The organism is Calidithermus terrae (assembly GCF_003574345.1).
Lineage (GTDB): Bacteria > Deinococcota > Deinococci > Deinococcales > Thermaceae > Calidithermus > Calidithermus chliarophilus.
On sequence record NZ_QXDL01000021.1, the window covers coordinates 1 to 11,864 of the forward strand.

The window sequence follows — 11,864 nt, forward strand, 5'->3', positions numbered from 1 at the left end:
CCCCGCGCCCATGGTGCGGCACCGCTACGGCTTCCTCGAGCCCTCCCCCGCCGCGCCCCAGGCCGAACCCGGCGTGCTCGAGGCGGTGGTGCTGCCGGGGCTGGCCTTCGACCGGCGCGGGTACCGCCTGGGCTACGGGCAGGGCTTCTACGACCGCTTCCTGCTCGAGGCGCCCCACGCCCTGCGCGTCGGGTTCGTCCCGCAGGGTTTGATCGTCCCGGAGCTGCCTACCGACCCCTGGGACCTGCCGGTGCACTACCTGGTGAGCGAGCAGGGCGTGACCCCTTGTTACCCTCCCCTTCCCTAGCGCCGACCGGCCCCGCCGGCCTATAAAGCTTCGTTCCGGACAACCAAAAGGTTACACACAACCTATAGGTTTAGCCAGGGGGCCACCCCCAAGCTTTGGCAGGAGATGCTCCTACCAGATAACGCTCCCGCTTGTCAAATCTCACAGGGAAGGGCAATTGTGACCCACTACACTGGCGGGGATGGTGATTCGTGGCGTCCTCTTCGACCGTGATGGGGTTCTTCTCGAGCCCAACGATGAAACCTACGACCACTTCGTGCAGTGGCTCGCCAGCTACGGGCCCACGCCCAGCCAGGTGCTGCGCGAGGTCAGGCGGATGTCCGACGACCAGCTAGCCAAAGTCCGCAACCTGGAGATCGTCTCCCCCGAAGCCGAGAAGCAGTACTGGATAGCCGCGGCCCAGACCCTGCTGGACAACCTGGGCATCAGCCCCAAGGGGCCCACCCCCCAGGAGATCGCGGTGCTGTGGCCGCACTACCGCTTCCTCAAGCCGGTGCGCGGCGTGGCCCGGGTGCTGCGCGAACTGCGCGGCCAGGGCCTGATCCTGGGCGTGCTGTCCAACGCGCTCCCCTCCCTGCGCGACAGCCTGGCCTATCACGGCCTCGACCTGAGCTTCCAGCACTTCTTCGCCTCCAGCCGCCTGGGCGTCGCCAAGCCCGACCCCCGGGCCTACGAGATGGCCGTGGCCCAGATGGGCCTGATGCTCAGCGAGGTGATCTACGTGGGCGACAACCCGCACCACGTCGAAGCGGCCCGGCGGCTGGGCATGCCCGCTTACTCCATGCAGCCGCAAGGCCTCCCCGAGCCCCGCGACGGCCGCTACCTGCTGTGGCAGCTCGAGGACCTCCTGCCCCTCGTCTCCTGAGGCCGCCACGAAAAGGCGGGAGGCCTTTGGCCTCCCGCCTTGCTTTTCCTGCATCAGGAAGCGGGCTGGTCCGGGGTGAGGTCCACGGGCAGCTTGGCCTCTTCCTCGTCGCTGACCATGTAGATCTGGGTGTAGAAGACGGCGGCGATGGCCGCCCCCGCCAGCGGGCCTACCCAGTAGATCCAGTGGTCGGCCCACCCCCCGCCGACGACGGCGGGCCCCAGGGCCCGCGCCGGGTTCATGGCCGCGCCCGAGATGGCGCCCCCGGCCAGGATGTCCATGGCGATGGTCAGGCCGATGGCGAAGGCGGCGACGGGCAGCTTCTGGTGCAGCGCGGTCGCGAAGATCACCAGCACCAGGAAGAAGGTCAGGACGACCTCGGCCACTAAGCCCTGCGGGGCGCTGAAGCCCAGCCCCACCGCCGGGGTGCCCTTGAGCACCGCCTCGCCGCCGTAGAGCCCGGCCAGCAGCGCGGCCGCGGCCAGGCCGCCCAGCAACTGGCTCACCCAGTAGCCGACGGCCGGGACCAGCTTGATGTTGCCGGTGATGAGCATGGCGAAGGTCACGGCCGGGTTGAAGTGCCCGCCCGAGGCGTGCCCCACCGCCAGGATCATGAGGCTGATCGCCAGGCCGTGGGCCAGGGCCACCGCCACCAGTTCCCCGCCTTCGGTGACGTGGATGGCCCCGATGCCGGCGAAAACCAGGGCAAAAACGCCGATGAACTCTGCTATGAACGCCCTCATCGTGGTCCTCCTTAGGATCGAGCCCGCGGAAGGGCTCACGGTTTTAACATCCCAGCGGAACTATATCATGAGAGCGTGATCGGGCGATTCCGCCGGCTGCTACGGTCCTTTTTCCCCGCGCTCTGCCAGCCGGACGACGCTTGGGCACTGCAGCACCTCTCCCCCGAAGAAGCCCCGCTCTACCGCGCCATGGACGTGCGCGACCGCGAGCACGCCCTCGAGGTCGCCCGAACCCTGCTGTCCCGCCACCCCGACGCCCCAGGCTACGCCGTGCGGGCCGCCCTGCTCCACGACAGCGGAAAAGCCTTGAGGCCGTACTACCCCCTCGAGCGCATCCTGGCCGGCCTCTACAGCCCGAAGGTCCCCGCCGAGCCCCTCAAGGGCGGCCTGTACGGCGCCTGGCAGGTGCGCCGGCACCACCCGGAGTACGCCGCGCGGCACATCAAGGACGAACGGGTAGCCGCGCTCGTGCTCGAGCACCACCGCCCCCAGAGCCTGTGGGGCCAGCGCCTGCACGAGGCCGACCAGGAATTTTAGAGGCACTGCCATCTAGCAAGAAGCCGGCGCGGTTTAAAGCGCCAAATCCGCTGCCTCGAGCTTGCCAGCACGGTGAGGTTCGGGTAATTTATTGTCGGAGCTCCAGAATATCCCGATCGTGAGGTTGGCATGTTTGAAGAAGACCGCATACAGCAGGACTCCCCGGCCTGGGTCGCCTTCGTCCAGATCTGCTTCGCCATATCGCTCGGCTGCACCGCTTTGGGCGTGATCTTCCTGCCCGTGAACCTGTGGGTCAAGGGCTACTTGGCGATGGGCCTGCTCTTCACCGTCGGCTCGACCATCATCCTCTCCAAAACCCTGCGCGACCAGCACGAGGCCCGCAAGCTGATCAAGCGCATCCGCGACGCCAAGACCGAGAAGATCCTGACGGAGTTCGAGAAGGTGAGCTGACGGCTGACGCCCGAGGGCTCAGGGTAGCCCGTAGTGAAAAACACCCTTCCCCACCCTCCCCATGTGCAGGTGTGCAGGAAGGGAGAAGGGCCGGGTCTGAGACCCGGCCCTGCGGCGTTTCGCGTTTTGCGTCTTGCGTTTAGCTATCAGCTATCGGCATTGGGCGTATCCCGTACGACGTAGGACGTACGACCCGCGTTCGACGTCCAGCGCCCAACACCCCCCAGCCCCATCAGTACCGCTCGGTAACGCTCTTCATCTGCAGGAAGTTGAGCAGGTAGTCGGGGCCACCGGCCTTGGTGTCGGTGCCCGAGAGGTTGAAGCCGCCGAAGGGCTGCACGCCCACCAGCGCGCCGGTGATCTTGCGGTTGAAGTAGAGGTTGCCCACGTGGAACTCGCGGCGGGCGCGCTCGAGCCGCTCCCGGCTGCGCGAGTAGAGGCCGCCGGTGAGGCCGAAGCGGGTGCCGTTGGCGACCTCGAGCGCGGCGTCGAAGTCGGGGACGCGGATCACCGAGAGCACGGGGCCGAAGATCTCCTCCTGGGCGATGCGGGCGTCGGGGGCGACGTGGTCGAAGACGGTGGGCTCGAAGAAGTAGCCGCTGCCCTCCAGGCGGTGGCCGCCCAGCACCAGCTTGCCCTCGCCCTGGCCGATGTCGAGGTACTTCCTGACGGTGTTCTCCTGCTGGGCGCTGGCGACGGGGCCCATGTCGGGGTTCTCCTCGGCGGGGCCCACGCTGAGCTGGCGGGCCCGCTCGACCACGCGCTCGACCACCAGGTCGGCCACCTTGTCCACCACGATCAGGCGGCTGGCGGCGCTGCACTTTTGCCCCTGGAAGCCGAAGGCGCTCTGCACGGTGCCCAGCGCGGCGGCCTCGAGGTCGGCGGTCTCGTCCACGATCAGGCCGTCCTTGCCGCCGAGCTCGAGGAAGACCCGCTTGAGCCAGAGCTGGCCCGGCGCGAGCTTCGCGGCGGTCTCGTTGATGCGCAGGCCCACCTCGAGAGAGCCCGTGAAGTTGACGAAGCGGGTCTTAGGGTGGGCCACCAGGTGCGCCCCCACCTCCGAGCCCTCGCCCGGCAGGAAGTTGACCACGCCCGCCGGAACCCCGGCCTCCTCGAAGACCTCGAAGAGCTTGGCCGCGATCACCACGGTGTCCTCGGCGGGCTTAGCCACCACGGTGTTGCCCACCGCCACCGGGCCCATGATCATGCCGCAGAGGATGGCGAGGGGGAAGTTCCAGGGCGCGATCACCACGCCCGCGCCCAGCGGGATGTAGAAGGCCTCGTTGTCCTCGCCGGGGAAGTGGGTCACGGGCGCGCCGGCGGCGTACTTGAGCGACTGGACGGCGTAGTAGCGCAGGAAGTCGATGGCCTCGGCCACCTCGGCGGCGGCCTCGACGTAGTTCTTGCCGATCTCCCAGACCAGCCAGGCCTCGAGCTCGCGCTGGCGGCGCTTCATGACGTGCGCGGCCTTCATCAGCAGGCGGCTGCGGTCCTCCTGGGGCCACTTCTTCCAGCCCGCGAAGGCCCTCCAGGCGGCCTCGAGCGCGGCGTCGGCCTCGGCGGCGGAGGCCATGGCCGTGGTGCCCACCACCTGCGCGGGGTCGGAGGGGTTGGTGGAGACCACCTTGCGGGCGGTGTCCACCTTCTCCCCGCCGATGATGAGCGGGTAGTGGCGGCCGAGCTGGGCCTTCACCTCCACCAGCGCCTTGTGCATGGCGGCGAGGGGCTCGGGGGTCAGGAAGGTCTCTACGGGTTCGGGGCGGTAGGGTTCGGGGGTCATGGTTGGCTCCTTTGAGTCACGTCGAGGGCTGAGGGCTGAGGGTCAAGGCGTCTCGCGTCTTGCGTTTAGCTATCGGCTATCGGCTATGAGCTATCGGCGTACGACGTAGGACGTACGACGTACGACCGCGTCCGGTGTTGGGCGTCCGGCATCGCTCACCCCTGCACCAGGCTGCGGGCCACGAAGACCAGGTTCTCCGGGCGCTCGGCGATGCGGCGGGAGAGGTAGGGGTACCAGTCGGTGCCGTAGGGGACGTAGGCCCGCACGGTGTAGCCCTCGGCGGCGAGCTTCTTCTGCTCGTCGCGGCGCACGCCGTAGAGCAACTGGAACTCGAAACCCTCCTTGCCGATGCCCCGCTCGGCGGTCCAGCGCTTCATCTCGGCGATGATGCGCGGGTCGTGGGTGGCGACGGCGGTGTAGAGGCCGTGCTCGAGGGCCTTCTTGGCGAGCAGCAGGTACTGGCTGTCGATGATGCGCTTGTCCTGGAAGGCCACCTCCGCCGGCTCCTTGTAGGCCCCCTTGACGATGCGCACGGCGGGCCTGAGGGGCAGCAGCTCCTCGAGGTCGCGCTCGGTGCGCTTGAGGTAGCTCTGGAGCACCACCCCGGTGTTGTCGAAGCCCCCCTCGCGCAGCCGCCGGTAGACCCGCAGCGTCGCGTCCACGCGCGGGCTGTCCTCCATGTCGATGCGCACGAAACAACCGGCCTGCTTGGCCTCGGCGAGGATCCCGGTCATCAACGAAAAAGCCAGGTCTTCGGAGAGGTCGAGACCTAGCTGGGTGAGCTTGAGCGCCACGTAGCGCGGGTAAGGTCGGGCGCCGAAGGCCCGCACCAGCCGGACGATCTCGGCCTGGAACTCGCGCGACTGCGCCTCGGAGGTCACCATCTCGCCCAGCAGGTCTAAGATGGCGTGCACGCCGCCCTGCTCGAGCTCCTCCACCGCCGCGAGGGCCTGCTCGAGGGTGTCCCCCGCGACGAAGCGGCGGGCGAAGTTCTTGCCGCGGGTCATGACGAGTTTCTTGAAGGTCTCGTTCTGGGCGATAGCCAGCACGAACGAGCGGTAGCTTTGGTTCAGGTCCACTGCTGTCCTCCCTGCCGCTGGGCGGCCTCGAGTACGACTTCCATGAAGTAGAGCACGTGGGCCTTGGCGGCCCTCGCGGCCCGCTCGGCCTCGCGCGCCTGAAGGGCTTGCAGGATCTGGCGGTGCTGCTCGCGGGTCTTGGGGTGCTGGGAGAGGGTCTGCTGGTGCGCGCGCACCAGCGCCAGCCCGGAGCGCAGGTCCTGGTAAACCCGCGCCAGGGTGCGGTTGTGGCTGGCCTCCATCAGCAGGCTGTGGAACTCGAAGTCCACGCGCATCTGCTCGGGGTACTGCTCGGCGGGGATGCGGTCGAGGGCTTCGAGCCGCTGGGCGAGGGCCTCGAGCTCGGCCTCGCTGGCCCGCTGCGCCGCCAGGCGCGCGCCCTCGGCCTCGAGCAAGGCCCGCACCTCGTAGACCTCGCGCACCTCCTGGGGCGTGATCACCCGCACCCGCGCGCCCTTGTTGGGCGAGAGCTCGACCAGGCCCTCCTGGCTCAGGCGCTGCAAGGCCTCGCGCACCGGCGTGCGGCTGATGCCCAGGCTCTCGGCCAGCCCCGGCTCCGAGATGCGCGTCCCCGGCAGCAGAGTCCCGCCCAGGATGGCCTCGCGCAGGTGCAGGTAGGCCGCCTCGCGCACCGAACTGGGGCGTTGGAACTCGGTCACGTGTATACTGTATACACTTTCCCCGCCGGGCGCAAGCTCGCCCTGTCGAGCACCGTCCGGGGCGTAAAGTTGTGGGCGATGAGCCTCTACCTCTTCTCCATCGGGCTGGTGGTCGCCAGCATCGTGCTCTACCAGATCGCCCAGCGCTCCATGCCCCACGCGCTCAACCCCTTCTACGCCCTGATCTTCGTGTACGCCCTGGGGATCGTGGTGTGCACGGTGGCGCTGTTCTTCTACCCCGCCGACCGCTCGCCGGGCAGCTTCCTCCGGGGGATGAACTGGGCCCCGGCGGCGCTGGCCCTGGCGGTCGTGGGCCTCGAGCTCGGCTACTTGCTGGCCTACCGCGCGGGCTGGAACCTGGCCCTGGCCCCCATCGTCGCCAACGTGGCGGCCCTGTTCTTGCTAGTGCCCATCGGCCTGATCTTCTTCCGCGAGCAGCTCACCGCCGTGCGGGCGGTGGGGCTGCTGCTGTGCCTCGTCGGCTTCGTGCTGGCGACCCGGCGGTAGCCTGCACTTTCTCATGGCGCTCCCGGGGCCCCTCACACCAAGGGGTGGTATGCCTGGGGCATGGACCCCGAGGTGCGCCGCTGGCTGTGGCTGCTGGTGACGGTCAAGCTGCTGGTGCTGGGGCTGTACCTGTTGGGGGTCTACCTCATCGGCAAGGGCTGAGGCCGCTCGGCGTCAGGGCCCCTCGAGCCGCAGCCGCACCCGGCCCCTCAGGCTCTCCCCCGGCCCCAGCACCACCACCCCGTGCCCCTCCACGCCCTGCGCCATCAGGTTGAAGCCGTCGGTGGCGTTGGTGACGGGCTCCACCGCCAGCGTGCCGTCGGGCGCGGTGAAGACCACCAGGTGAGCGAACACCGGGTCGGCCTCGAGCCGCATCCGCACCCCGCTGCCGGGCCACTCGAGCACCGCCCGCCCGTCCCAGCCGCCGTAGACCCCGTTGACCTTCTGCCCGCCCAGCGCGCGGGAACGGCTGAAGTCGAGCTCGGCGGGCACCGCGCCCATCGGCCCGTCGGGGATCAGGCTCTCGCCGGTGCGGTAGTAGCCCTGCGCGCCGAACTGCAATTCCACGTCCCGCGAGCCCGGCAAGCGCCACACGAAGTAGGGGTGCAGCCCGAACCCCGCCGGCATCGGCTCGTCCGAGGCGTTGGTCAGCTCGAGCACCGTGTCGAAGGTGTTGCCCTCGAGGCGGTAGGTCTTGAGCAGCGTGAAGGCCCAGGGCCAGTTGACGTCTTCGAACCGCCCCGACTCGAAGCTACAGACCAGGGTGCCGGGGCCAGGCTTTTCGGCCTGCCAGGGCCGGTTGCGCACGTCCCCGTGCTGGGCGTTTCCCTCCGGGGTGTTGGGCTGCAGCCGGTACTCCCGCCCCGCGAAGCGAAACCGCGCCCCCCGGATGCGGTTGGAGTAGGGCGCGAGGGTGAAGCTCGAGTAAGGGCTGGACCTCCCCGGCAGCGGCCGGGGCGTGGGCCGCATGACCGCCACCCACTCTCCCCCCAACCGGGCCTCGAACGCGGCCACGCTGGCCCCGACCTCGGGGTTTACCTCCAGGCGGAGCAGGCTGGACTCGAGGGTGAACACAGCGTGATTTTATCCCGGTAAATCCCGAGAGCAGAAAACGTGCGAGAGGCAGATGGGCCACGTGGCTTGTCGAGGGCCAGGGCGTTTTGCGTCCCGCGTCTTGCGTTTGGCTTTTTGCGTACGACGTACGACGCACGACCCGCGCCCGGCCATCGGCAGCTACCCCATCTGCGGCCTCCGCCGCCGGAACAGCCCGCTCACCCACTCGAGCGCCCGGCTCAGGGGCCCCTTGGGTGCCGTGCGCTGGGCCGAGATTATGGCTTTCTCCGCGCCGACGTCGTGACCCAGGGCCTGCGAGAGGTAGTAGCGGTGGTCGGAGACCCACAGGTAAAGGTCGGCCTCGGTGCGGCCGGGGAAGTCTTTGAGCAAGTTCTGCTCGCGGATCTCCCGCACGGTGGGGCTGTAGAGGTGGTCGTACCAGTCGGTCACGGCCTCTTCCCAGGTGACGTGGCGCTTCTGGTTGAGGCCCATGAAGTACTGGTGGGTGCGGACGTGCTCGGCGAGCACGTCGTAGCGCCCGGCCTTGGAGAAGAGGATGGGCTCGTGGTCGGGGCGGAGCTGGCTGAGCTTGGTCCGCTCGAGGAAGTGCGCGTACTCGCCCTTGAGGATCACGTCGCGCAGGGTGTCTTCCGGGCTGAGGTCCACCGGGACCTCGAGCTCGATGACGTAGGCGTCGATGTAGTGCTGGCCCTGGACCTTGGCGAGGGCGGTGCGGTGGTTGCCGTCCTTGACGAAGTAGGCGTCGCCTACTTGGTAGACCTCGATGGGCGGGAACTCGGTGCCCTCGAGCTGCGCCTCGCGCAGGCGGGTCCAGCGCTCGATGGTGTAGGGCTCCTTGGGCAGGAAGTGCTCGTCGAAGTCGCCGTAGCGGTCAACCGAGCCCACGATCTTGTCTACTTCGATGGTGCGCAGGCCCAGGTAGTGCTCGCCTTTGGGGCGCAGGCGGTTGACGGCGTCGAAGGGCAGCAGGTCGTTGGGTTGCCCCCGCAGGCGGTGCAGGAAATCATGGAAAAAAACCCGGCGTGCCAGGATCTCGGCCTCGGTGGTGGCCTGCTGCTTCGCGAAATTGTTGGGGCTGGCAACGTCCCGCTCCACCCAACCAGTGTAGCCGGAGGCGTGAGAGCAGAATGTAAGGGATAGCCTTCGCGCCTTCTTAGCTACCCTCACACGTTTGTTTGTATCACTATCCTATGACTTCGCCCCCGCCGCAGTGGAAACCCCATCACAAACTGCTGTTCCTGCTGACCCTGCTGCTCGCCTCCGGCGGCTTCGCCCAAACCCTCTACGTCCCCCTCGACAACCGGCCCCCCAACTGGGCCCCCTGCACCTGGGGCCGCGTGCAGTGCCCCCCGGCCGAGCTGTACCGCGGCCGCGAGGGGGCACGGCCGCTCGACCTCTCCACCTGGCTCATCAACACCCCCGGCGAACGGCTGGTGGCGAGCCTGGACGCGCTGGCCTACGGGGGGCTGGTGCAAAGCCGCGAGGTGGCGCTGCCCGCCGCGGAGGCCCTGGCGCGGCTGGCGGTGCTGCGGGCGTGGAAGGGCAAGTTCGGCGGCCAGGTGGTGGCCTTCGGGGTCATCCCCCGCCACCCCGACGCCAAGCACCGCGAGCGCAACCTCGAGGTGCTCCGCGCCCTGGAGGGCTGGGGCCTGGACCACGTCGAGGCCCCCTGGGACGACGCGCTGCCCGGTTCCCCCGCCGTGCAGGAAGCCGCCGCCCTGCCCCTGCCCACCCGCCCCGGCGCCGACGAGAGCGGGCAGTTGCTGCTGCTGCGCACGCTGGCGCCCGGCCTGAGGGTGCGGGTGTGGTACGACGACCCCGGCGCGGCGGCCCGGCCCACCCGCTACGAGGGGATCCCCCTCGAGGACAGCGTGCGGCGGCTGCTCGCCAGCGGCGGGATGCAGGCGGTCGAGGAGCGGCCCGACCTGGCGCTTTTGGTCTACACCGGCAAGGACCCCCGCCAGGCGGTGCTCACCCTGCTGCGGGCCGGGCGTGAGGCCCCGGTCGCGGTGGCCGACGTCGCCGCGGTCAACCGGGGCGACAAGCGCCTGATGGACTACCTGCTGGGGATCGGCCGCTACCCCCACCTCGCCAGCTACGCCTCCTGGGGCACGCCCGCCAACAACCTCGGCAGCGCCCTGGCCCAGGGGGGGCTGTTCCTGCGCGACCTCGAGGGCCGCCTCGACCGCCTGGCCGAGAGCTACCTGCAGTACCTCTACGGCGAGGTGGGTCGGCCGTGGGTGCGCCGCTTCTTCGCCGAGCCGCTGCTGGAGGGCGTGGACGTGCTGGCGCTGGGGCACCTGCGCGAGCAGCCGCTGCCCGAGTTTTTGGGGGACCGGCTCGAGCTGCTGGGCGTGAGCTTCCCCTGGCGGCGCAGCTTCGAGGTGGCGGTCCGTTTCCGCCGGGTGCCGTGAGCCACGAGCCTTGCGGCCCGGGCTCACAGCCTGAGGATGTGCAGGTGCTATAGTGGTTCGGCTTTGTCTCCTGCTACCCTAAGCAGGATTGGTCGACCCAATTTCAGGAGGTGAAAGTTGCTGCGCTTGGTCACATCCGAATCGGTAACCGAAGGGCACCCCGACAAACTGGCCGACCGCATCTCGGACTCCATCCTCGATGCCATGCTGGCCCAGGACCCCAAGTCGCGGGTCGCCTGCGAGACGCTGGTCACCACCGGCTTGGTGATGGTCGCCGGGGAGATCACCACCGAGAGCTACGTCGACATCCCCAGCCTGGTGCGCCAGACCGTCATCGACGTGGGCTATAACCGGGCCAAGTTCGGCTTCGACGGCCAGACCTGCGCGGTGATCACCGCCATCGACGAGCAGTCCCCCGACATCGCGGGGGGCGTCAACGAGTCGTGGGAGTGGCGTGAGCTCGGCTCGCGCGACGAGCTCGACCACACCGGCGCCGGCGACCAGGGCCTGATGTTCGGCTACGCCATCGACGAGACCCCCGAGCTCATGCCCCTGCCCATCTCGCTGGCCCACCGCCTCACCCGCCGCCTGGCCGAGGCCCGCAAGACCGGCGAGATCCCCTACCTCCGCCCCGACGGCAAGGCCCAGGTAACGGTGGTCTACGAGGACAACAAGCCCCTCTACGTCGGCACCGTGCTCATCTCCACCCAGCACGCCGAAGACGCCACCCAGGAGCAGATCCGCCACGACGTCATCGAGAAGGTCATGCGGCAGGCCATCCCCGAGCGCTACCTCACCGAGGAGACCCTCTACCTCGTCAACCCCTCGGGCAAGTTTGTCATCGGCGGCCCCCACGGCGACACCGGGCTCACCGGGCGCAAGATCATCGTCGATACCTACGGCGGCGCCGTCCCCCACGGCGGCGGGGCCTTCAGCGGCAAGGACCCCACCAAGGTCGATCGCTCGGCGGCCTACTACGCCCGCTACATGGCTAAGAACATCGTGGCCGCCGGGCTGGCCCGCCGCGCCCTGGTCGAGCTGGCCTACGCCATCGGCAAGGCCCGCCCGGTGGGCATGCGCGTGGAAACCTTCGGCACCGGCGTCATCCCCGACGAGCAGATCACCAAGATCGCGCAGCAGATCTTCGACGCCCGCCCCAAGGCCATCATCCAGAACCTCGGCCTCCAACGGCCCATCTACACCGCTACCTCCGCCTACGGCCACTTCGGCCGCGAGGGCTTCCCCTGGGAAGCCACCGACAAGGTGGAAGAACTCCTCAAAGCCGCCGGTCTCCCGGCCTCGGCCTGAGGCTACGGATGGCGGGGGGGCGCACCGTACGGTGCGCCCCCCGCGTTCAGCCATCAGCTGCCATACCGGATTCAAAAAGATAGTCATCCAAACCAAAGATCTTCAGAGGCTATCTTTTTGAACCCTAGAGCACACCCTTCGGTCGGCCGCCCCGCCAAGGCGGGGCGGCGTCACCGTTCG

13 protein-coding genes are annotated in these 11,864 nt (G+C 68.9%); 7 read left to right on the forward strand and 6 right to left on the reverse strand.

The window, feature by feature from the left end:
* On the forward strand, nt 1–307 hold a 307-nt coding region (locus tag Mterra_RS04015), incomplete at its 5' end, for a 5-formyltetrahydrofolate cyclo-ligase (protein ID WP_275054008.1).
* Between the two features lie 181 nt (nt 308–488).
* A complete protein-coding gene (locus Mterra_RS04020; RefSeq protein ID WP_119314000.1) occupies nt 489–1,172 on the forward strand; it encodes an HAD family hydrolase in 684 nt (227 codons plus the stop codon).
* A 53-nt stretch (nt 1,173–1,225) separates the two neighbouring features.
* Here the strand turns inward: Mterra_RS04020 and Mterra_RS04025 are convergent, their stop codons facing one another.
* Entirely contained in the window at nt 1,226–1,915 is a 690-nt protein-coding gene (locus Mterra_RS04025) for an MIP/aquaporin family protein (RefSeq protein WP_119314001.1), read from the reverse strand.
* A gap of 78 nt (nt 1,916–1,993) precedes the next feature.
* On the opposite strand from Mterra_RS04025, the gene Mterra_RS04030 reads away from it, so the two are divergent.
* Nucleotides 1,994–2,452 (forward strand): HD domain-containing protein, encoded by a 459-nt coding sequence (locus tag Mterra_RS04030; protein WP_420836688.1) that lies wholly within the window; start codon nt 1,994–1,996, stop codon nt 2,450–2,452.
* 129 nt (nt 2,453–2,581) lie between these two features.
* A complete protein-coding gene (locus Mterra_RS04035) occupies nt 2,582–2,863 on the forward strand; it encodes a YiaA/YiaB family inner membrane protein (protein WP_119314003.1) in 282 nt (93 codons plus the stop codon).
* A 232-nt stretch (nt 2,864–3,095) separates the two neighbouring features.
* Here Mterra_RS04035 and pruA read toward each other — a convergent pair whose 3' ends face one another.
* From pruA to Mterra_RS04050, 3 genes are all read right to left on the reverse strand, one after another.
* Nucleotides 3,096–4,643, reverse strand: a complete 1,548-nt coding sequence (gene pruA, locus Mterra_RS04040; protein WP_119314004.1) for an L-glutamate gamma-semialdehyde dehydrogenase — start codon at nt 4,641–4,643, stop codon at nt 3,096–3,098.
* A gap of 155 nt (nt 4,644–4,798) precedes the next feature.
* Nucleotides 4,799–5,722: a proline dehydrogenase gene (locus Mterra_RS04045; RefSeq protein WP_119314005.1), complete on the reverse strand. Its 924-nt coding sequence runs from the start codon at nt 5,720–5,722 to the stop codon at nt 4,799–4,801.
* Nucleotides 5,713–6,381, reverse strand: a complete 669-nt coding sequence (locus Mterra_RS04050; protein WP_027893784.1) for a GntR family transcriptional regulator — start codon at nt 6,379–6,381, stop codon at nt 5,713–5,715. The genes Mterra_RS04045 and Mterra_RS04050 overlap by 10 nt, the downstream gene beginning before the upstream one ends.
* Nucleotides 6,382–6,459: 78 nt before the next feature.
* Here Mterra_RS04050 and Mterra_RS04055 point away from each other — a divergent pair, with 78 nt between their 5' ends.
* A complete protein-coding gene (locus Mterra_RS04055; protein ID WP_119314006.1) occupies nt 6,460–6,888 on the forward strand; it encodes a hypothetical protein in 429 nt (142 codons plus the stop codon).
* A gap of 174 nt (nt 6,889–7,062) precedes the next feature.
* On the opposite strand, the gene Mterra_RS04060 is transcribed toward Mterra_RS04055, so the two are convergent.
* Nucleotides 7,063–7,962 (reverse strand): aldose 1-epimerase, encoded by a 900-nt coding sequence (locus tag Mterra_RS04060; RefSeq protein WP_119314007.1) that lies wholly within the window; start codon nt 7,960–7,962, stop codon nt 7,063–7,065.
* 159 nt (nt 7,963–8,121) lie between these two features.
* Nucleotides 8,122–9,057 carry a DUF4032 domain-containing protein gene (locus tag Mterra_RS04065; RefSeq protein WP_119314008.1) on the reverse strand — a complete coding sequence of 312 codons (936 nt, stop codon included), beginning with the start codon at nt 9,055–9,057 and terminating at the stop codon, nt 8,122–8,124.
* Between the two features lie 95 nt (nt 9,058–9,152).
* On the opposite strand from Mterra_RS04065, the gene Mterra_RS04070 reads away from it, so the two are divergent.
* Nucleotides 9,153–10,376 (forward strand): DUF4127 family protein, encoded by a 1,224-nt coding sequence (locus Mterra_RS04070; protein ID WP_119314009.1) that lies wholly within the window; start codon nt 9,153–9,155, stop codon nt 10,374–10,376.
* Between the two features lie 120 nt (nt 10,377–10,496).
* Nucleotides 10,497–11,684: a methionine adenosyltransferase gene (gene metK, locus Mterra_RS04075; RefSeq protein WP_119314025.1), complete on the forward strand. Its 1,188-nt coding sequence runs from the start codon at nt 10,497–10,499 to the stop codon at nt 11,682–11,684.
* The last annotated feature ends 180 nt before the right edge of the window (nt 11,685–11,864 follow it).

Bases quoted from the DNA above. Each gene is read 5' to 3' on its own strand.
- Mterra_RS04055 (WP_119314006.1), top strand. From the start codon at position 6,460: ATGAGCCTCTACCTCTTCTCCATCGGGCTGGTGGTCGCCAGCATCGTG.
- Mterra_RS04035 (WP_119314003.1), top strand. From the start codon at position 2,582: ATGTTTGAAGAAGACCGCATACAGCAGGACTCCCCGGCCTGGGTCGCC.
- Mterra_RS04020 (WP_119314000.1), top strand. From the start codon at position 489: ATGGTGATTCGTGGCGTCCTCTTCGACCGTGATGGGGTTCTTCTCGAG.
- Mterra_RS04025 (WP_119314001.1), bottom strand. From the start codon at position 1,915: ATGAGGGCGTTCATAGCAGAGTTCATCGGCGTTTTTGCCCTGGTTTTC.
- Mterra_RS04070 (WP_119314009.1), top strand. From the start codon at position 9,153: ATGACTTCGCCCCCGCCGCAGTGGAAACCCCATCACAAACTGCTGTTC.
- pruA (WP_119314004.1), bottom strand. From the start codon at position 4,643: ATGACCCCCGAACCCTACCGCCCCGAACCCGTAGAGACCTTCCTGACC.